The sequence below is a fragment of the Citrobacter sp. R-1.5.2 genome, from assembly GCF_035064245.1.
Lineage (GTDB): Bacteria > Pseudomonadota > Gammaproteobacteria > Enterobacterales > Enterobacteriaceae > Citrobacter.
The window spans coordinates 25,898-45,428 of the sequence record NZ_JASEYC010000017.1; the positions used below are offsets into that span (position 1 = coordinate 25,898).

General features: G+C 52.3%; 17 protein-coding genes and 1 pseudogene. 7 read left to right on the forward strand and 11 right to left on the reverse strand.

Annotation, left to right across the window (positions count from 1 at the left end; all coding sequences use genetic code 11):
- The first annotated feature begins 19 nt into the window (after nt 1-19).
- The 3 genes from dkgA (at nt 20) to QMN38_RS22225 (ending at nt 2,990) form a co-directional block, all read left to right on the forward strand.
- Complete coding sequence (gene dkgA, locus QMN38_RS22215) at nt 20-847, forward strand: 2,5-didehydrogluconate reductase DkgA (RefSeq protein WP_271442229.1); 828 nt, start codon at nt 20-22, stop codon at nt 845-847.
- A 188-nt stretch (nt 848-1,035) separates the two neighbouring features.
- Nucleotides 1,036-2,490 carry a DASS family sodium-coupled anion symporter gene (locus QMN38_RS22220; RefSeq protein ID WP_323606038.1) on the forward strand — a complete coding sequence of 485 codons (1,455 nt, stop codon included), beginning with the start codon at nt 1,036-1,038 and terminating at the stop codon, nt 2,488-2,490.
- Between the two features lie 44 nt (nt 2,491-2,534).
- Nucleotides 2,535-2,990, forward strand: coding sequence for an HIT family protein (locus QMN38_RS22225; RefSeq protein WP_323606039.1), 456 nt, complete (start codon nt 2,535-2,537; stop codon nt 2,988-2,990).
- Nucleotides 2,991-3,126: 136 nt separating this feature from the next.
- Here QMN38_RS22225 and QMN38_RS22230 read toward each other — a convergent pair whose 3' ends face one another.
- The 6 genes from QMN38_RS22230 to QMN38_RS22255 all read right to left on the reverse strand — a co-directional run bounded on the left by QMN38_RS22230 (nt 3,127) and on the right by QMN38_RS22255 (nt 11,649).
- A complete protein-coding gene (locus tag QMN38_RS22230) occupies nt 3,127-5,298 on the reverse strand; it encodes a YgiQ family radical SAM protein (protein ID WP_202037744.1) in 2,172 nt (723 codons plus the stop codon).
- A gap of 189 nt (nt 5,299-5,487) precedes the next feature.
- Nucleotides 5,488-6,900 carry a cell division protein FtsP gene (ftsP, locus tag QMN38_RS22235; protein ID WP_005123112.1) on the reverse strand — a complete coding sequence of 471 codons (1,413 nt, stop codon included), beginning with the start codon at nt 6,898-6,900 and terminating at the stop codon, nt 5,488-5,490.
- A gap of 71 nt (nt 6,901-6,971) precedes the next feature.
- Nucleotides 6,972-7,709, reverse strand: coding sequence for a 1-acylglycerol-3-phosphate O-acyltransferase (gene plsC / locus QMN38_RS22240; RefSeq protein WP_040233973.1), 738 nt, complete (start codon nt 7,707-7,709; stop codon nt 6,972-6,974).
- A 196-nt stretch (nt 7,710-7,905) separates the two neighbouring features.
- Nucleotides 7,906-10,164, reverse strand: coding sequence for a DNA topoisomerase IV subunit A (gene parC, locus QMN38_RS22245; protein WP_323606040.1), 2,259 nt, complete (start codon nt 10,162-10,164; stop codon nt 7,906-7,908).
- A 147-nt stretch (nt 10,165-10,311) separates the two neighbouring features.
- On the reverse strand, nt 10,312-11,178 hold the full coding sequence (locus tag QMN38_RS22250) for an AraC family transcriptional regulator (protein ID WP_323606042.1): 867 nt from the start codon (nt 11,176-11,178) through the stop codon (nt 10,312-10,314).
- Between the two features lie 75 nt (nt 11,179-11,253).
- Complete coding sequence (locus tag QMN38_RS22255; RefSeq protein WP_137382563.1) at nt 11,254-11,649, reverse strand: YgiW/YdeI family stress tolerance OB fold protein; 396 nt, start codon at nt 11,647-11,649, stop codon at nt 11,254-11,256.
- Nucleotides 11,650-11,801: 152 nt separating this feature from the next.
- Here QMN38_RS22255 and qseB point away from each other — a divergent pair, with 152 nt between their 5' ends.
- The 4 genes from qseB to QMN38_RS22275 all read left to right on the forward strand — a co-directional run bounded on the left by qseB (nt 11,802) and on the right by QMN38_RS22275 (nt 14,843).
- Nucleotides 11,802-12,461 (forward strand): quorum sensing response regulator transcription factor QseB, encoded by a 660-nt coding sequence (gene qseB / locus QMN38_RS22260; protein ID WP_323606045.1) that lies wholly within the window; start codon nt 11,802-11,804, stop codon nt 12,459-12,461.
- A complete protein-coding gene (gene qseC / locus QMN38_RS22265; protein ID WP_271442235.1) occupies nt 12,458-13,807 on the forward strand; it encodes a quorum sensing histidine kinase QseC in 1,350 nt (449 codons plus the stop codon). The genes qseB and qseC overlap by 4 nt, the downstream gene beginning before the upstream one ends.
- Nucleotides 13,808-13,916: 109 nt before the next feature.
- Nucleotides 13,917-14,498 (forward strand): NAD(P)H-dependent oxidoreductase, encoded by a 582-nt coding sequence (locus tag QMN38_RS22270; RefSeq protein ID WP_271442236.1) that lies wholly within the window; start codon nt 13,917-13,919, stop codon nt 14,496-14,498.
- A 30-nt stretch (nt 14,499-14,528) separates the two neighbouring features.
- Nucleotides 14,529-14,843: a putative quinol monooxygenase gene (locus tag QMN38_RS22275; protein ID WP_003024557.1), complete on the forward strand. Its 315-nt coding sequence runs from the start codon at nt 14,529-14,531 to the stop codon at nt 14,841-14,843.
- Between the two features lie 107 nt (nt 14,844-14,950).
- On the opposite strand, the gene parE is transcribed toward QMN38_RS22275, so the two are convergent.
- The 5 genes and pseudogenes from parE to nudF form a co-directional block, all read right to left on the reverse strand.
- Nucleotides 14,951-16,843, reverse strand: coding sequence for a DNA topoisomerase IV subunit B (gene parE / locus QMN38_RS22280; protein WP_271454301.1), 1,893 nt, complete (start codon nt 16,841-16,843; stop codon nt 14,951-14,953).
- A 28-nt stretch (nt 16,844-16,871) separates the two neighbouring features.
- Nucleotides 16,872-17,453 carry an esterase YqiA gene (gene yqiA / locus QMN38_RS22285; protein WP_003024575.1) on the reverse strand — a complete coding sequence of 194 codons (582 nt, stop codon included), beginning with the start codon at nt 17,451-17,453 and terminating at the stop codon, nt 16,872-16,874.
- Nucleotides 17,453-18,280 carry a 3',5'-cyclic-AMP phosphodiesterase gene (gene cpdA / locus QMN38_RS22290; protein WP_271442239.1) on the reverse strand — a complete coding sequence of 276 codons (828 nt, stop codon included), beginning with the start codon at nt 18,278-18,280 and terminating at the stop codon, nt 17,453-17,455. Before cpdA ends, yqiA begins: the two co-directional genes overlap by 1 nt.
- Nucleotides 18,281-18,304: 24 nt before the next feature.
- Nucleotides 18,305-18,727 (reverse strand): annotated as a pseudogene (locus QMN38_RS22295) (DUF1249 family protein).
- Nucleotides 18,724-19,356, reverse strand: coding sequence for an ADP-ribose diphosphatase (gene nudF / locus QMN38_RS22300; RefSeq protein ID WP_040233966.1), 633 nt, complete (start codon nt 19,354-19,356; stop codon nt 18,724-18,726). The pseudogene QMN38_RS22295 and the gene nudF overlap by 4 nt, the downstream one beginning before the upstream one ends.
- Nucleotides 19,357-19,531: the final 175 nt, after the last annotated feature.

Below are 19,531 nucleotides of genomic sequence, written 5' to 3' on the forward strand. Positions count from 1 at the left end.
ATTAAGTGTGGGGGGAATTATGACCGGTCCAACCATTATCAAGCTACAGGATGGTAACGTCATGCCGCAACTGGGCCTGGGGGTCTGGAAGGCAAGCAACGAAGAAGTCATCACCGCCATTCATAAAGCGCTGGAAGTGGGGTATCGCTCAATTGATACCGCTGCGGCGTACAAAAACGAAGAAGGTGTCGGCAAAGCATTACGCAATGCGGGCGTGCCACGCGAAGAGTTATTCATTACCACCAAGTTGTGGAATGATGACCAGAAGCGCCCACGGGAAGCATTGCTCGAAAGCATGGAGAAACTCCAGCTCGATTACCTCGATCTCTACCTGATGCACTGGCCTGTCCCGGCGATCGATCACTACGTTGAAGCGTGGGAAAACATGATCGACCTGCAAAAAGAGGGGCTGATCAAGAGCATCGGTGTGTGCAACTTTCAGATCAATCATCTCCAGCGCCTGATGGATGAAACCGGCGTACCTCCAGTGATTAACCAGATCGAACTTCATCCGCTTATGCAGCAACGCCAGCTTCACGCCTGGAACGCAACGCATAAAATCCAGACCGAATCCTGGAGCCCGCTGGCGCAAGGCGGTAAAGATGTATTTGATCAAAAGATCATCCGTGACCTCGCTGAAAAATATGGCAAATCACCGGCGCAGGTCGTCATTCGCTGGCATCTGGATAGCGGTCTGGTTGTCATCCCGAAATCCGTCACCCCTGCCCGCATTGCCGAGAACTTCAACGTCTGGGACTTCCGCCTGGATAAAGATGAACTCGGTGAAATTGCAAAACTCGATCAGGGTAAACGCCTGGGTCCTGACCCGGATCAGTTCGGCGGTTAATCTCTCCTTTCCAGCCCGGCATTCCCGTCGGGCTTTTCTCCTGTCGAAATATTAAGAAACAATAAACGCGCAACTATAGATGTATTTATGGCACATCCACGCGCAGCATTACGCAATATAACTTACTAATTATTCAGTAATAATATTGATCTCATGAATACATCACAAATATCTATAGGTGCGTGACCATGGCGGGAAAAACACAGCAAGGCGTCAAATGGTTCCCATTGATTCTTATACTACTTATTTCTGCCGGACTCTGGCAGCTTACCCCACCCAGTGGGTTAAGTGCGCCAGCCTGGCATTCAGCCATTATCTTCGTTGCTACCATTGCTTCTATCGTGGCGAAAGTTCTGCCTATTGGCGCAGTCGGCATTATCGGTATTACCGTTTTTGCCCTCGCTTATGCTGCCGGGGATAAAACCGCCAGCGGCGCAATTACCACCGCACTGAGCGAACTGAACAGTTCGCTAATCTGGCTGATTGTCGTCGCCTTTATGATTGCCCGCGGATTTATCAAAACCGGCCTCGGTCGACGTATTGCACTGCAGATGATCCGCCTGCTCGGCAAGCGCACGCTGGGACTCGCCTACGGACTGGCGTTTGCGGACCTGATACTTTCCCCCGCAATGCCAAGCAATACGGCACGCTGCGGGGGCGTCATCTATCCGATTGCCGACTCTCTGGCGCGCAGTTTCCATTCGAACCCGGAAGATGAATCCCGCAGTAAAATCGGCACCTTTCTCATCACCTGTATTGGCAATGTAAACGACGTCACCGCCGCGCTGTTTATGACCGGCTATACCGGCAACCTGTTGGCTGTGAAACTGGCAGCCAACGCGGGGGTCACGCTCACCTGGGGCAGTTGGTTTATGGCGGCGCTGCTGCCTTGCCTGGTTTCCTTACTGCTGGTTCCATTACTGGTCTACTGGATTGTGCGTCCGGAAATTAAACACACGCCGGACGCCCCTAATCTGGCGCGTAAAGAGCTGGCGGAAATGGGCCGTATGTCACGCGGTGAATGGCTGATGCTGGCTACTGTCGGCGTCCTGCTGGTGCTGTGGATTTTTGGTGATACGCTGGGCGTCGACGCCACCACCGCCTCATTTGTTGGCTTATCCATCTTGCTGCTCAGCGGCGTTCTAAGCTGGGAAGATGTCAAAAGCGAGAAAGGTGCGTGGGATACGTTGATCTGGTTTGCCGCACTATTGATGATGGCGAACCAGTTGAAAAAACTAGGCTTTACCACCTGGTTTGGCAACCTGATTGGCGATAGCCTGAGCAGTACCATGCATGGGACCAGTTGGGTGGTTGTCCTGCTGCTGCTCAACGCCGCGTACTTTTATACTCACTACTTTTTTGCCAGCGGTAATGCGCAGATTGCGGCGCTGTACGCCGTTTTCCTTGGCGTCGGCCTGCATTTGAATATTCCAGCAGCGCCTACGGCGTTGATGTTGGCTTTCACCAGCAGCCTGTACTGTTCCCTCACTCAATACACTCACGCCCGCGGCCCGATTCTGTTTGGTGCCGGGTACGTCCCGACAGGGGTCTGGTGGCGAACAGGATTCATCATCAGCCTGTTTAATCAAGCCGTCTTTATCACCGTAGGGCTGATGTGGTGGAAGATGCTGGGTCTGTACTAAACTCACTGCGTCCTGACGAAACGTCTTATCTACGGAGAAAAGGAATGGCCTGTATTTTCTGTCAAATTGTTGAAGGTAAAGCGCCCTGCCATAAAGTCTGGGAAGACGAGCATCACCTGGCCTTTCTGTCGATTTTCCCTAACACCGAGGGGTTTACCGTGGTGATCCCGAAAAAGCACTACCCCAGCTATGCATTTGATATGCCGCCGCAGGCGCTGGCAGACCTGATGCTGGCGACCCAAAAGGTGGCGAAAAAACTGGATAACGCTTTCCCGGACGTCAGCCGTACAGGGATGTTTTTCGAAGGGTTTGGCGTGGATCATGTGCACAGTAAGCTCAGTCCTATGCATGGCACAGGTGATTTGACGCACTGGAAACCGATTGAGTCCCGGCAGACTAAATTTTTCGAGCGATATGAAGGGTATCTGTCGTCACATGACCACGAACGGGCTGACGATGAAAAACTGGCCGCATTAGCGGCCAGAATTCGCGAAGCATAAATACTGAGTACGCCTGCCGGATGGCGGTGCAGGGACCTTATCCGGCCTACAAATCACCCGCCTACAACACTGTGCAATTCGTAGGCCTGATAAGCTGTGCGCCATCAGGCATTTCTTCACCACCAGTTAAGACCGTTTAACGTCCTGCAACTTTACCGCGTTTTTTATTCGCCGCAGGTGTCTGACGCTGGTGCGCGACTGGCGTATGCTTGGTCAGAGCCGGGCGGGTGTGGCGGTTCTGACGACGTGCTTCACGCATCTCTTCCAGCGTCGGGGCCGGAACCAGACATTCGCGACGACCGCCAATCAGATGCTTTTTCCCCATATCTTCCAGCGCCTGACGGATTAACGGCCAGTTAGCAGGATCATGGTAACGCAGCAGCGCTTTATGCAGACGGCGCTGTTTATCGCCTCTTGGCACCACCACATCTTCACTCTTATAACCAATTTTGCCCAACGGGTTTTTCCCGGTGTAATACATGGTTGTAGAGTTTGCCAGCGGTGATGGGTAGAAGTTCTGCACTTGATCCAAACGGAAACGACGCTGTTTCAGCCACAGAGCCAGATTCACCATATCCTCATCACGCGTACCCGGGTGCGCAGAGATAAAATAGGGGATCAGGTACTGTTCTTTACCGGCCTGTTTAGAATAGGTATCGAACAACTCTTTAAAGCGGTCGTAGCTGCCCATCCCCGGCTTCATCATCTTCGACAATGGGCCTTCTTCGGTATGCTCCGGCGCAATCTTCAGGTAGCCACCCACATGGTGAGTTGCCAGCTCTTTAATATAGCGCGGGTCCTCAACGGCGATGTCATAACGCACCCCGGATGCGATAAGGATCTTTTTAATACCTTTCAGATCACGTGCGCGGCGGTAAAGATTAATCGTCGGTTCGTGGTTAGTATCCATATGCGGGCAGATATCCGGATAAACACAGGACAGACGACGACAGGTCTGTTCTGCACGCGGAGACTTACAGCGCAGCATATACATGTTTGCCGTTGGGCCGCCGAGATCGGAAATCACGCCGGTAAAGCCCGGAACGGTATCGCGAATGGCTTCGATCTCATTGATGATCGAATCTTCAGAACGGCTCTGGATAATGCGCCCTTCGTGCTCGGTGATCGAACAGAACGAGCAACCACCAAAACAGCCACGCATGATATTGATCGAGAAACGGATCATCTCATAGGCGGGAATACGGCTGCTACCGTATGCCGGATGCGGTACACGCTTGTACGGCAGTGCAAAGACGCTGTCCATTTCTTCGGTCGACAACGGGATCGCTGGCGGGTTAACCCAAATATAGCGATCGCCATGCTTTTGCATCAGTGCACGCGCGCATCCTGGGTTCGTTTCGTGGTGCAGAATGCGCGACGCATGGGCGTACAGTACTTTGTCGCTTTTCACTTTCTCGAAAGACGGCAACAGTACATAGGTTTTTTCCCACGGCTTCGGACGCGGCGGCTGTACGGTTACCGCTTTCGCTTCTTGTTTTTTCGGTGCCACCGGTTTGTTGTCAGCACACGGCAAGTCTTCGCCATACGGATGGGGGATGGGGTCAATTTTTCCTGGCATATCCAGGCGTGTGGAATCCACCCCGCTCCAGCCCGGCAGCGCTTCTTTAACCATAATCGCGGTATTACGCACGTCGCGGATCTGATCAATGGTTTCGCCCATCGCCAGACGGTGTGCGACTTCCACCAATGGGCGTTCGCCGTTGCCAAACATCAGCATGTCAGCTTTTGAATCCACCAGCACGGAACGACGCACGGTATCTGACCAGTAATCGTAATGTGCAGTACGGCGCAGGCTGGCTTCAATACCGCCGAGAATAACCGGCACATCTTTCCAGGCTTCTTTACAGCGCTGGGTATAAACCAGCGTCGCGCGGTCCGGGCGTTTACCCGCTACGTTGTCCGGCGTATAGGCATCGTCATGGCGCAGTCGGCGATCGGCGGTATAACGGTTGATCATAGAGTCCATGTTGCCGGCAGTTACGCCGAAGAACAGGTTCGGTTTGCCCAGACGCATAAAGTCATCTTTGCTGTTCCATTCCGGTTGGGCGATGATCCCCACGCGAAAGCCCTGTGCTTCCAGCATACGGCCGCAAATAGCCATGCCGAAGCTCGGGTGATCGACGTATGCATCGCCGGTAACCAGAATGATGTCGCAGCTATCCCAGCCAAGTTGATCCATTTCGTCGCGTGACATCGGCAAAAATGGTGCCGGCCCAAAGCAGGCGGCCCAGTACTGCGGCCAGGAGAAAAGGTCTCTGTCCGGTTGGATCAGGGATATTGCGCTCATAATGCTTCCAAAAAAATGGTAAAAAAATAATCAAAGGCCGGGGATTATACGCTGGATCAACAGGGGAAATGAAGGAGTATTGTAAGGATGTTAAATTTCATCTCTGCTGGTGCTACGCTGACCGTGCCTGTGCTTTCGCACGGCCCAGGCCGGGTTAGGCGAAACCGCCACCCGGCACAGGAATATCCGTTACGGAGCCGGATTCACCAGCATCTGTCCAATAGAACCACGGTCTGCCATTTCCAGCGTCTGGCTGTTGAAGTAGAACGGGAAATGCGCCCAGGAAGGCTGTCCATAATAGACCAGCAACTCCACTTGTCCATCAACCCAGACGGTATCTTTCCAGCCACGGTCTTCCGGGAACGGCATCGCACCATTCACATTACGGATCAAGAAAGAAACGCCTTCAATATGGAACGACTGCGGCATATCTGCGCGCACCGTCCAGCGCTCCCAGGAGCCCTGTTGCGCCGTGATATCCATGCGATTGACATCCCATAGTTGGCCATTGATTCCGGGATCGTCATCAAGGCTAATATCACGGCTGCGAATCGGCGAGCCGCTTAAAATTTCGGTGGGTAACAGACGCATTGGCAGGCTATCCGTTACCAGCGGCAGAAGGCCGGTTGGTCGCAGAGTCAGTACCAGCGTGGAGATCAGGATACTGGAAGGTTCAAAGAAACCACGGATCCTGTCAACAATACTGGCCGCCTCGCCGCAGGTAATCGAAACTTCATCACCGTTGGTCATATCGACCAGAATCTCACGACGCTCACCCGGCGCCAGCGATAGCTGCTTCACCGAAACCGGCGCGGGTAAAAACCCCTGATCGCCTGAGATAACATGCAGCGCACGACCATCGCTCATTTTCAGCAGATAACGACGCGAGTTTGAGGCATTCAGCAAACGCAAACGCACCCAGCCACGGGACACTTCGACATACGGACTTTGCGCCCCGTTGACCAGAAGAGTATCCCCCACAAAACCACCGCTGCCCGGCTCGCTATATTCTGGCGTACCGAAGTTATCCAGGCGCTTATCCTGAATAATGACTGGAAAATCATCCACGCCATAGTGGTTAGGGATTGGCAGTGATTTACTCACTTCATCTTCAACCAGCCACATCCCGGCAAGGCCGTTATAAACCTGCTGGGCAGTGCGATTTGGCGTATTGGCGTGATACCACAAGGTCGCAGCGCTCTGGCGGATCGGCAGCACGGGTGCCCAGTCCGCATTAGGCGACATCATACGCGCCGGCCCCCCCATAAGAGGACCTGGCACCTGTAATCCGGCAACGGTCATTGAGACATTTTCTGTCAGACGGTTGCTGTAGATAAGCTTGACGTCATCGCCTTTCCAGACGCGGATTGTCGGCCCCAGGTAGCGCCCGTTAACACCCCAGACGGGTGCGCGCGTGCCAGGCGTAAACGACCAGTGCGCACGTTGCAGCGTCATAAATAGCGGCTGTCCCCGACGGGACTCCAGCAGGGGGGGAACAGGTAGCGGTTGTTGCTGACCTGCAGCATTAGCCTTCAGCGGAACAGCACCTGCACACAGTGCGATCCCCGATGCCTGAATGAACTGACGCCGACTGAATGACATATAAGCTCCATGAAAAACTGGCGATTAACACGCAGGAAATCATTTCCTGTAACAAACCCGAAATGAGCGAATTAAACCTTACCGGCAGCTTCCCGCTCAGCAACTTCTTTATCGAGTTCTGCGATTTTTTGTTCCATCAGCGTGCGGCAATGCGCTGCCAGTTCACGAACCTGATCTTTACCAAAATGACTGATATCCACTGGCGGCAGCATCTCTACAATCGCCAGCCCATTATTCAGCCGGTTCAATTTGATCTTATTAGAAGTCGTTGAAACGCAAACAGGGATAACCGGGACACCCGCAGCAATTGCCGCATGGAACGCCCCTGTTTTAAACGGTAACAGACCACGGCCACGGCTACGCGTTCCTTCAGGGAACATCCAGATAGAGATACGACGCTTTTTAAAGTGGTTCACAACCGCCGCAATGGTGCTGTGCGCTTTGGCGCGGTTATTTCTGTCGATCAACAGATTACCGGTGAGCCAGTACAGCTGTCCGAAGAAAGGGATCCACAACAGGCTTTTTTTACCTACTGTGACCGTCGGCGGCTGAACGATATTCGCTGCGGTAACCATGTCATAGTTATTCTGGTGGTTACAAATATAGATAGCATTACCATAGTTCTTCGCGTCAGGCGGCATGCGACACTCGACCTTCAGGCCATACAGGGGAGCCAGGCGACCAAACATATGACCGAACGTCGCAACGTGTTTTGGATTTCTTGGGCTGAACAGACAGTATATGCAACCGAAAATACAGACCAAAATGCAGTAAATAACAGTAATAATTAAACGAAAAATATATAGCATAACAACCTCTAAAGGCCTAAGAGCCTGGCATTCTACGTCACCTGATTCCGAACACTACATCAGGTTAGGGCATTGTTAAGAGCGGCTCTCTGGAAAAGCGTATTGTTAATCGCAACGCACGAATAAACAACGGTTTCACGGGAATTTTTAAAACAAGCTCTCCCTGTGCGAAAACAGGGAGAGCCAGACGCTGGCGTTATTCTTCGCTGTCGCCGTGACTCGCGCGTCGAGGCGAGTCAATCTCAACACGGTCGATGCGTTGCAGACCGCGCATGAGCGTACCGCGACGACCACGCTCGCCGGTTACCTTCTGTAGCTCTTCAGGGCGCAGTTTAATTTTGCGTTTCCCGACGTGGATAGTCAGCGTGCTTTGCGGCGGCAGCACGTAGAGTTGTGCCAGACCATCTTCGCCTTTCGCCGCTTCCGCTGAAGGGATATTGATAATCTTGTTCCCTTTGCCTTTCGACAACTGCGGCAAATCGCTCACCGGGAACATCAACATGCGGCCCGCATGGGTAATAGCCAGCAGCATATCGGTTTCATCTTCAATCACCACCGGCGGCATAACATGCGCGTTTTCAGGCAGCGTAATCAATGCTTTGCCCGCACGGTTACGCGCAACGAGGTCATTGAAGGTGCAGACAAAACCGTAACCGGCATCAGATGCCATAAGCAGTTTCTGATCGTCGCCTTCCATCAGCATATGTTCAACCGTCGCACCCGGTGGTAGCGTGAGCTTACCGGTCAACGGCTCCCCCTGACCCCGTGCCGACGGCAGCGTAATCGGGTCGATAGCATAGCTACGCCCGGTCGAGTCAACGAACACCACTGGCTGATTACTCTTCCCTTTCACCGCCGATTTAAAGCTATCACCCGCTTTATAGCTTAAGCCAGGAGCGTCTATATCGTGGCCTTTCGCACTTCGCACCCAGCCACTCTGAGACAGCACAATGGTCACCGGCTCAGACGGCAACATGTCGTGCTCACTCATCGCCTTCGCTTCTTCGCGCTCCTGCAATGGAGAACGGCGATCGTCACCATAGGCATCCGCATCAGCCTGCAGTTCTTTCTTCAGCAGGTTACTCATTTTGCGTTCAGAGGCCAGAATGCCCTGCAGTTGATCGCGCTCTTTAGCCAGTTCATCCTGCTCACCGCGGATTTTCATCTCTTCCAGTTTGGCAAGGTGACGTAATTTCAGCTCAAGAATGGCTTCCGCCTGAGTTTCTGAAATACCAAACCGTGACATCAGCTCGGGTTTAGGTTCATCTTCATGACGAATAATTTCAATGACTTCGTCAATGTTGAGGAACGCTATCAGTAAACCTTCAAGAATGTGCAGGCGCTTGAGTACTTTCTCCAGGCGATAGTTCAGGCGGCGGCGCACAGTATCGCGACGGAACGCCAGCCACTCGGTGAGGATCTCCAGTAGGTTTTTAACTGCCGGACGACCGTCGAGGCCAATCATGTTCAGGTTAATGCGATAGCTTTTTTCCAGATCGGTAGTGGCAAACAGATGGTTCATCACCTGTTCCATATCCACGCGATTCGACCGCGGGACAATCACCAGACGAGTCGGGTTTTCGTGATCCGATTCATCGCGCAGGTCGTCGACCATTGGCAGCTTTTTATTGCGCATTTGAGCCGCAATCTGCTCCAGCACCTTTGCGCCGGAAACCTGGTGCGGCAGCGCGGAAATCACCACCGCGCCATCTTCTTTCGTCCATACCGCACGCATGCGTACGGAACCGCGTCCGTTTTCGTATATTTTACGAATCTCCGCACGCGAAGTTATGATCTCTGCTTCGGTCGGGTAATCCGGTCCCTGTACGATATCCAGCAGCTGATCCAGCGTCGTTTTCGGCTGTTCAATCAGCGTAATTGCCGCTTTGGCCACTTCACGCAGGTTATGCGGTGGAATATCCGTCGCCATACCCACAGCAATTCCGGTCGTGCCGTTCAGCAGAATATTCGGCAGACGCGCAGGCAGCATTTTCGGCTCCTGCATGGTGCCGTCGAAGTTTGGCACCCAATCCGACGTTCCCTGACCAAGTTCACCCAGCAGGACTTCCGCATATTTCGACAGACGGGATTCCGTGTAACGCATCGCGGCGAAGGATTTCGGATCGTCCGGTGCCCCCCAGTTCCCCTGCCCGTCAACCAGCGGATAACGGTAAGAGAACGGCTGGGCCATCAGCACCATCGCTTCATAGCAGGCGCTGTCGCCGTGTGGATGGTATTTACCCAGCACGTCACCGACAGTACGGGCTGATTTTTTAAACTTGGCGCTGGCGTTCAGCCCCAGTTCGGACATCGCGTAAACGATGCGACGCTGAACAGGTTTCAGACCATCACCAATAAACGGCAACGCCCTGTCCATGATGACGTACATGGAGTAGTTCAGATAGGCGTTTTCCGTGAATTCATGCAGCGCAAGGCGCTCTGCCATATCGCTCATTAATCGTGGTTCCTCAACTTATACCCGTCTATTGAAGGGCAATATTGCCGCAGATACTACCCTATCTGGCGTGTTGAGTCACAAAGTTCAGTGGATTTGGCGACGCAGAAATAACAATGCATCGCCAGGCATTGATGGTGAACAACGCTATACCAACGGCAAATAAATATCCGTGAGTAACTCGTGTTCGGCAACCTCATGCACGAAATTGAGATACTGGAAATAGATCGGGAAATCACGCGGTGTTTCACCGCTACCCGGTAACCATTCCCGGAAAAGAAACCACACGCTGTCAGAAAGCGTGTCCAATGCCCCCTGGTGGCGCACTACTGCACAGCGTCCGGCGGGAATCTCACTGTTCACGACGCCAAACGCATTTTCGGGGACCGCCTGGCTGACGCTCCCGCAAATATCAAAACGAAACTCTGCCGGCGGCGTGCTCCGTGGGTCATGCCAGGCAATTCCAAATGTCTGGCTGCCAACAACCGGTGACAAGCCCGTCGTGCGTCGCCATTCGATAAACTTTGCGGCGCTGGCGTTAACCAAATCCGGATGGCCCCGATGCGTTAACATCGCCACCTGAATACGAGGGACATCGACAATTTTTACGTCCATTACGTGCTGCTCCTGAAATACCTGCTTAGGAATACGCTGGTGCCAGTCCAGCCAGTCCGGGGTTTGCCGGAACTGGCGAGGGCTTTTACCAAACGCAGTTTTGAAAGCACGTGTGAACGACTCCGGATTCTGAAACCCGGCATCCAGCGCAATATCAATGACTTTATCCTGCGGGTTAAACGCCAGCCGCCATGAAGCACGGCGCAGACGAAGCCACTGGATATAGCGATAAAGCGGTTGGCCACTCCAGGCAGTAAACTGCCGGTGAAAATGAAATGGCGAACTGTGCGCCATTCGGCTTAACGCCTCAAGTGTAAGGGGCTCATCCAGATGACGCTCAATGTGTTCACAAACACACCGCAATCGTCTGGCATAAGCCGCGCTGAATCGGTCATTCATCACTGCCTCCTTGTGGCTTATTCTGTCCACCTGGCCGCATTGAATCCTGACCGATCTTGCGCACTCTTCGTAGGATTACGGATTTACTTTGCGGATTTGTTTCACGTCGATTTCAACGGAGTTCCAGTCTTTATCTACTTCACCCTGAATTTCAACCGTATCCTGCGGGCCGACGGTTACGCCGTTCCAGCGTTTATGGTCGATATCCACATTAACCGTGCCAGTGGCATCCTTAAACAGGTACAGATCGTCAGAAATACGTTCAACGATATTCCCGCGCAACGTGACCCATGTGTCATCACGCAGTGACTTTGCACTTTCAACAGTGGTACTGCTGCCGTTCGGGCCAGTAAACCCGCCATTTTGACTTTGCGTCGTCGTCGTAGGTCCAGAGAAACCGCCCTGCTGTGCGGCAAAAACAGGTGCGGAACACAATGCCATCACGGCAACCATTGCAGCTAATTTTTTCATTTTCATGTCTCCCTTTCATGTTGGTTTACGACTATTTAATAAGTTAATCCTTAACAAGTTCTTAAGGCAAAAAAAGATACTTTTTTTGCTGTACAGAGACCGTTGTCACAAGGTTTACTGTCGGCAAAGAGCGTTACCGCAGGGAAGAACATATGCGTATTTTACTGATCGAAGATGACACGTTGATTGGCGATGGCCTTAAAACAGGTCTGAGTAAAATGGGTTTCAGCATTGACTGGTTTACCGAAGGTCGTCAGGGAAAAGAAGCGCTGTACAGCGCCCCTTATGATGCGGTGATCCTTGACCTGACGCTACCAGGCATCGACGGGCGCGATATCCTGCGCGAATGGCGGGCAAAAGGTAAGCAAGAGCCTGTGCTGATTCTGACGGCTCGGGATGCGCTGACAGAACGCGTTGAAGGCCTGCGCCTGGGCGCGGATGACTATCTGTGCAAACCCTTTGCACTCATCGAGGTTGCCGCCAGACTGGAAGCATTGGTACGCCGCGCCAGCGGTCAGGCCAGCAATATTCTGAGCCATGGTCAGGTCTCATTTGATCCCGGCGCGCTGGTCGCGACAGTCGCAGGTGAACCTTTGTCACTCAAACCCAAAGAGTTCGCCCTACTGGAACTACTGATGCGTAATAAAGGCCGCGTGCTGCCCCGCAAACTGATCGAAGAAAAACTGTATAACTGGGATGAAAACGTCTCCAGCAACGCTGTTGAAGTGCACGTCCACCACTTACGCCGTAAGCTCGGCAGCGACTTTATCCGCACTGTACATGGCATTGGCTACACCCTGGGTGACGCATGAAACTCACACAACGCCTCAGCCTGCGCGTCAGGCTAACGCTTATATTCATGATTTTGGTTTTAGTGACCTGGCTGATTTCCAGCTTTGTCGCCTGGAAGCAAACGACCGATAACGTGAATGAGATGTTCGACACGCAACAGATGCTGTTCGCCAAACGCCTTATCACGCTGGATCTCGATGAACTAAAAGCCTCTGAACGCATAGCGCATACCCCGAAAAAATTCAAACATGGTCATATTGACGACGATGTTCTAACCTTTGCGGCCTACACGCCAGAAGGGAAAATGGTTCTTCACGATGGCGACAATGGTCAGTACATTCCCTATAGCTATCGCCGGGAAGGTTTTGACGATGGCTATCTGAATGGCGACAACGATAAATGGCGTTTTGTCTGGCTGACTTCCGCAGATAAAAAGTATCGAATCGTTGTCGGCCAGGAATGGGAATATCGTGAAGATATGGCTTTAGCGATTGTGACAGCACAATTAGTGCCGTGGTTGGTCGCTTTGCCGCTGATGCTGTTAATCCTGATTGTGTTGTTAAGTCTTGAACTTAAACCACTGAAAAAACTGGCGAAGGCGCTACGTTTACGCGACCCGGAATCAGAAGAACCGCTCAGTTTGAAAGGCATTCCTGGCGAGGTCCGCCCGTTGGTTGAATCACTCAATCAACTTTTCACTCGTATTCATACCACCATGGTGCGTGAACGGCGCTTTACTTCAGATGCTGCTCACGAGCTGCGTAGTCCGCTGACGGCGCTGAAAGTGCAAACCGAAGTGGCGCAACTGTCTGACGATGATCCTCAGGCAAGGCAAAAAGCCTTAATGCAGATGCAGGCCGGGATCGATCGCGCTACACGTCTGGTCGATCAGTTACTGACGCTTTCGCGCCTTGACTCCCTCGACAACCTTCAGGATGTAGCGGAAATCTCGCTGGAGGAGTTGCTGCAATCTTCGGTGATGGATATCTACCATTCGGCCCGACAGGCGCATATTGATGTGCGTTTGCAGATTAACGCCCACGATATCAAGCGTATGGGACAACCCTTGTTACTTAGCCTGATGGTGCGGAATCTGCTGGATAATGCGATTCGCTACAGTCCGCAGGGCAGCATTGTGGAAGTGACGCTCAACGCCCGTAATTTTAGCGTCAAAGACAACGGCCCGGGCGTTGCACCGGAAGTCCTGACACACATTGGTGAACGCTTTTATCGTCCACCGGGACAAAGCGTTACCGGCAGTGGTCTGGGCCTGTCGATCGTTCGTCGTATCGCGACCTTACACGGGATGTCTGCCTCCTTTGGTAATGCTCCGGAAGGCGGTTTTGAGGCAAAAATCAGCTGGTAAAGACCTCATTATTGCTAATAATGCAAAAGACTTTGCACATTTTGCTAATTTCACCGCACCGCCCGTGGGGGTAAAATCGTCCTCAAACGTATTTCCTTGAGGACACAAAATGAGCAACATTCTGATTATCAATGGTGCGAAAAAATTCGCTCACTCCAACGGTCAGTTAAACGACACCCTGACCGAGGTCGCGGATGGCCTCCTGCGCGACCTCGGGCATGATGTTAAAATCGTGCGTGCAGATGGCGATTACGACATTAAAACTGAAGTGCAGAACTTCGTCTGGGCTGATGTGGTTATCTGGCAAATGCCGGGCTGGTGGATGGGTGCACCGTGGACGGTGAAAAAATATATCGATGATGTGTTTACCGAAGGTCACGGTACGCTGTATGCCAGCGATGGTCGTACGCGTTCAGATGCCTCTAAAAAATACGGTTCCGGCGGGCTGATTCAGGGCAAAAAATACATGCTGTCCCTGACCTGGAACGCGCCAATGGAAGCCTTCACTGAAAAAGACCAATTCTTCCATGGTGTTGGCGTTGATGGTGTGTATCTGCCGTTCCATAAAGCAAATCAGTTCCTGGGAATGGAAGCACTGCCGACGTTTATCACCAATGACGTGATTAAAATGCCAGATGTTCCGCGTTATATCGCAGAATATCGCAAGCATCTGACCGAGATTTTTGGTTAACTAGGTACCTGGAATTAGAAGGAGTTAATCATGCTTACTGTTATTGCAGAAATCCGTACACGTCCAGGTCAACATCACCGCCAGGCGGTACTGGATCAGTTTGCTAAAATCGTTCCGACCGTACTGAAGGAAGAAGGCTGCCACGGCTATGCGCCGATGGTGGATCATGCTGCGGGTGTGAGTTTTCAGACCACAGCACCAGACTCAATCGTGATGGTTGAACAGTGGGAAAGCATCGCGCATCTTGAAGCGCATTTGCAGACCCCGCATATGAAAGCCTACAGCGAAGCCGTTAAAGGTGACGTGCTGGACATGAATATTCGTATTCTGGAATCGGGCATTTAAGATTGTCGATTTGCCGGGTGACGCTTTGCTATCCGGCATATAATCGCTTCGTCAGATGAGAGCCGGATAAGGCATTTTACGCCCCTTTCCGGCTTTTCTACATGCAATTACCCTTCGAGATCCGCCAGGTCACCTTTCTCCTGCAGCCAGTTGCGACGATCCTCTGAACGTTTCTTGGCCAGCAGCATATCCATCACCGCATTCGTACGCTGATCGTCCTCATCATCAATGATGAGCTGTACCAGACGACGCGTATTAGGGTCCAGCGTCGTTTCACGTAGTTGCATCGGGTTCATTTCACCCAGACCTTTAAAGCGTTGTACGTTCGGTTTCCCTTTCTTGCGCTTTAACTGCTCCAACACGCCCGCTTTTTCTTCTTCTGTCAGTGCGTAATACACCTCTTTACCGAGATCGATACGGTACAACGGAGGCAGCGCCACATAGACGTGACCGTGTTTCACCAGCGTACGGAAGTGTTTCACAAACAGCGCACACAACAGCGTCGCGATGTGCAGACCATCGGAGTCCGCATCCGCCAGAATACAGATCTTGCCATAGCGCAGTTGGCTCAGATCATCGCTGTCTGGATCGATACCGATCGCTACCGAAATATCGTGAACTTCCTGCGAGGCTAACACTTCATCAGAAGAGACTTCCCAGGTATTGAGGATCTTACCTTTCAGCGGCATGATCGCCTGGAATTCACGATCGCGCGCCTGCTTGGCCGACCCGCCCGCCGAGTCACCTTCAACGAGGAACAGTTCGGTGCGGTTGAGATCCTGTGCGGTACAGTCCGCCAGTTTCCCCGGTAGCGCCGGACCGCTGGTCAGCTTTTTGCGTACTACTTTTTTCGCCGCACGCAAACGACGCTGCGCGCTGGAAATCGCCATTTCCGCCAGTTGCTCGGCTGACTGCACGTTCTGGTTCAGCCACAGGCTGAAGGCATCTTTCACTACGCCAGAAACGAATGCCGCACACTGACGTGAAGAAAGACGCTCTTTGGTCTGTCCGGCAAACTGTGGATCCTGCATTTTTACCGACAGCACATAGGCGCAACGATCCCAGATATCTTCTGCTGACAGCTTCACGCCGCGCGGCAGAATATTACGGTACTCGCAGAATTCGCGCATCGCGTCCAGCAGTCCCTGACGCAGGCCGTTAACATGCGTACCGCCCTGCATAGTAGGGATCAGGTTGACATAACTTTCAGTCAGCAACTCACCGCCTTCCGGCAGCCACAGCAATGCCCAGTCTACAGTCTCAGTCTCACCACTGAAGTTACCGATAAACGGTTTTTCCGGCAGCGTTGGCAGGCCGTTGACGGCTTCGCTCAGGTAGTCATTCAGACCGTCCTGATAGCACCAGCGCTGCTCGCTATTGTTAACTTCATCTTTAAAGGTGATTTCGACGCCCGGGCACAGTACCGCTTTCGCTTTCAGTACGTGCGTTAAGCGAGAAACAGAGAAGCGTGGGCTGTCAAAGAAGGTTTCATCCGGCCAAAAGTGCACGCTGGTACCGGTATTTCGTTTACCGCAAGTACCGACCACCTGCAGATCCTGCACTTTGTCACCGTTTTCAAACGCGATGTTGTACACCTGACCATCGCGACGCACGTTCACTTCTACACGTTTTGAAAGCGCGTTGACCACGGAGATACCCACCCCGTGTAAACCGCCTGAAAACTGGTAGTTCTTATTAGAAAACTTACCGCCTGCATGCAGGCGACAGAGGATCAGCTCGACCGCCGGAACGCCTTCTTCTGGGTGAATATCCACCGGCATACCGCGTCCGTCGTCAATGACTTCCAGCGATTGATCGGCATGTAAGATCACATCCACGCGTTTCGCGTGGCCAGCCAGTGCTTCATCCACACTGTTATCAATCACTTCCTGTCCAAGGTGATTAGGACGGGTCGTGTCAGTGTACATCCCAGGGCGACGGCGTACCGGCTCAAGCCCAGTGAGTACCTCAATGGCATCAGCGTTATAAGTTTGCGTCATGGTTTAAATTAGCAATTCGAATTGATCGTCAGAAACTGTGCAGTCCAAGGAAATCGACAATCGGGTTGAAATAATCTTCGAAGCCCGTGAATGCGTGGTTTCCGCCCTCAATAACTGTCTGACGGCAGGAGGCGTAATACGCCACCGCCTGGCGGTAGTCCAACACTTCATCGCCCGTTTGTTGAAGCAGCCAAATCAAATCCGGCGCTTCCAGCGGGTCAATCTGCATGACTTTAAGATCGTAAATATGGCGTGACTCTAGCACATATTGCTGCCCCGTGTAGGGGTTCTCGTTTTGACCGAGATAGTCGACCAGCAGTTCGTAAGGCCGCACGGCAGGGTTCACGACCACCGCTGGCAGCATAAAACATTGCGACAGCCAGGTGGCGTAGTAGCCTCCTAATGAGGAGCCGACAATCCCCAGCGACTCGCCGCCATGCTCAAGGATAATTGACTCCAGCATCTCTGCCGCCTGGGCTGGATACGGAGGTAGCTGCGGTACAATCATCTCAACGTGCGGATGGTGCTCCGCCAGCCAGTTTTTTAGCAGACATGCCTTCGCCGAACGAGGAGAACTATTGAATCCATGAAGATAGAGAAGCGTAGACATCAGTAGCCTTCTGAAGCGGTATCAGGGTGAAACCGATTTCCCTGTAGACGACACACCTGGGTCTGTAACGTACCGTCTGCAAAGAGTTCCAGCGTACGCCAGCCGGGGCTTATCGTATCTAACGTGAAATTGGCGCAATGCGGCTTAAATTGCACGCATGTTGATGGCGTCGCCAGCAGTCGGCGGCCGTTCCAGTCGAGATCCAGCTCCTGGTGAATATGCCCACAGAGCAGATACTTCACGCGCGGATAGTTCACCAGCACGTTGTCGAGCTCCGCCGCATTACGCAGACTGTGTTGATCGAGCCAACTGCAGCCCGCAGGCAAAGGATGATGATGCAGAAGCAGCAACGTATTACGTTCAGGCGCATCAGCAAGTTTACGCTCCAGCCATTCAAGCTGAAATTCGCTTAACTCACCGTGAGGGACGCCAAAAACCTGGCTGTCCAGCAACAAAATTTGCCACTGTTCACCGATGAAGATGCGTTTGGCGGGGGAAATACCCGCATCCTGAAGCGCGCTGTACATCGCTGGCTGAAAATCGTGATTACCGGGTAACCAAACGCAGGGCGCACGAAAACTTGCGATGCCCTCAGCAAAATGCTGATAAGCCGCAGCGGATTGATCCTGCGCCAAATCCCCAGTCGCGACGATGAGATCGTACTCTGGCGACTCTGCATGTATTGCATCCAGTACGCACTGGTAGCTATCCCAGGTGTTCACACCCAGTAAGGTTTCATGCTTTTCGGCAAACAGGTGAGTGTCTGTAATTTGTAAGATCCTGACTCTGGCCTCACCAGCCAAAGGAAGGGTTAACAGGCTTTCCAAATGGTGTCCTTAGGTTTCACGACGCTAATAAACCGGAATCGCCATCGCTCCATGTGCTAAACAGTACCGTAACCAGTCGGCCAAAAACTGATTAATTTGATGCTTTTCGTCGCGTTGATGCAACTTTTTATTTGGATAATCATACCGCGCTTTGAAGCGAAAGATCTGCTGACTTGAACACACTTCAGCCACCCTCGCATCATGATACAGGCGCACAGTCAGCGACGGCAGGCTCCAGTAGGTAACCGCTGGTGCCGTTTGTTCAATCGCGACAAGCGTAGTGTATCGGGTCGATTCAACAATCGTTAATCGATATTGTGCGTTTGCAACCTGATAGCTCACTGTTTCACCGGCTGCATCATTGCGTGGCAACAGGCGGCGCAACTGCGAAAAATTGGTTTAGCACAGGCGCATCATTTCAGGGAAGTCAGGTGTGTAACGCTTCATTTTTTCCACTCAGTTTTTAACTCTTGATAGTGCAGCTGTAACCATTGCAAGGCGATGACAGAAGCCGCGTTGTCGATTATCCCCTCTTCTACCCATTGATAAGCCTGTTCCCGACTCACCACATGAACACGAATATCTTCGTTTTCATCCGCCAGACCGTGGATACCATTTGCGGTCGAAGCGTCCACTTCACCTACCAAAATAGACAGGCGCTCACTGGTGCCCCCCGGACTTGCCAGATAGCTCAGCACGGGCTTAGTCCGCTTCACATCCAGTCCGGCTTCTTCCATTGCTTCACGGCGGGCCACATCTTCAACGGTTTCACCTTCTTCAATCATTCCGGCTACCATTTCCAGCAGATACGGCGTTTCGCTGGTGTCATAGGCCGCGATACGGATCTGTTCAACCAGCACAACTTCATCCCGCTCAGGGTCAAAGGGTAGCAAGACTGCCGCGTGTCCGCGCTCAAAAATTTCACGCTTCACTTCACCGCTCATACCACCGTTAAACAGGCGATGACGGAAGCGATAAAGATCCAGTGAAAAAAAACCGCGGTATAGTGTTTCTCGTGCAATAATTTCTACATCATTTTTAGTGAATGTCATTGGCAAGTTGTCTGGTTTACGCATTGTGCTGTCCTGGAACCAATAGTGATTAAAGTGTGAATTTCAAGGTCGTTTGACTGCTGTTTGAGCGCCCTTGTGTTAAATTGATGCAAATTAACGCCGTATGGCACGTAACGCCAACTTTTTGAAGTGGCGGATTCTGCTAGAATCAGCAATTATTTTTACAATTTGATCAGCG

Coding starts and splice junctions, on each gene's coding strand:
- dkgA (WP_271442229.1), top strand. CDS start 20: ATGACCGGTCCAACCATTATCAAGCTACAGGATGGTAACGTCATGCCG.
- QMN38_RS22220 (WP_323606038.1), top strand. CDS start 1,036: ATGGCGGGAAAAACACAGCAAGGCGTCAAATGGTTCCCATTGATTCTT.
- QMN38_RS22225 (WP_323606039.1), top strand. CDS start 2,535: ATGGCCTGTATTTTCTGTCAAATTGTTGAAGGTAAAGCGCCCTGCCAT.
- QMN38_RS22230 (WP_202037744.1), bottom strand. CDS start 5,298: ATGAGCGCAATATCCCTGATCCAACCGGACAGAGACCTTTTCTCCTGG.
- ftsP (WP_005123112.1), bottom strand. CDS start 6,900: ATGTCATTCAGTCGGCGTCAGTTCATTCAGGCATCGGGGATCGCACTG.
- plsC (WP_040233973.1), bottom strand. CDS start 7,709: ATGCTATATATTTTTCGTTTAATTATTACTGTTATTTACTGCATTTTG.
- parC (WP_323606040.1), bottom strand. CDS start 10,164: ATGAGCGATATGGCAGAGCGCCTTGCGCTGCATGAATTCACGGAAAAC.
- QMN38_RS22250 (WP_323606042.1), bottom strand. CDS start 11,178: ATGAATGACCGATTCAGCGCGGCTTATGCCAGACGATTGCGGTGTGTT.
- QMN38_RS22255 (WP_137382563.1), bottom strand. CDS start 11,649: ATGAAAAAATTAGCTGCAATGGTTGCCGTGATGGCATTGTGTTCCGCA.
- qseB (WP_323606045.1), top strand. CDS start 11,802: ATGCGTATTTTACTGATCGAAGATGACACGTTGATTGGCGATGGCCTT.
- qseC (WP_271442235.1), top strand. CDS start 12,458: ATGAAACTCACACAACGCCTCAGCCTGCGCGTCAGGCTAACGCTTATA.
- QMN38_RS22270 (WP_271442236.1), top strand. CDS start 13,917: ATGAGCAACATTCTGATTATCAATGGTGCGAAAAAATTCGCTCACTCC.
- QMN38_RS22275 (WP_003024557.1), top strand. CDS start 14,529: ATGCTTACTGTTATTGCAGAAATCCGTACACGTCCAGGTCAACATCAC.
- parE (WP_271454301.1), bottom strand. CDS start 16,843: ATGACGCAAACTTATAACGCTGATGCCATTGAGGTACTCACTGGGCTT.
- yqiA (WP_003024575.1), bottom strand. CDS start 17,453: ATGTCTACGCTTCTCTATCTTCATGGATTCAATAGTTCTCCTCGTTCG.
- nudF (WP_040233966.1), bottom strand. CDS start 19,356: ATGCGTAAACCAGACAACTTGCCAATGACATTCACTAAAAATGATGTA.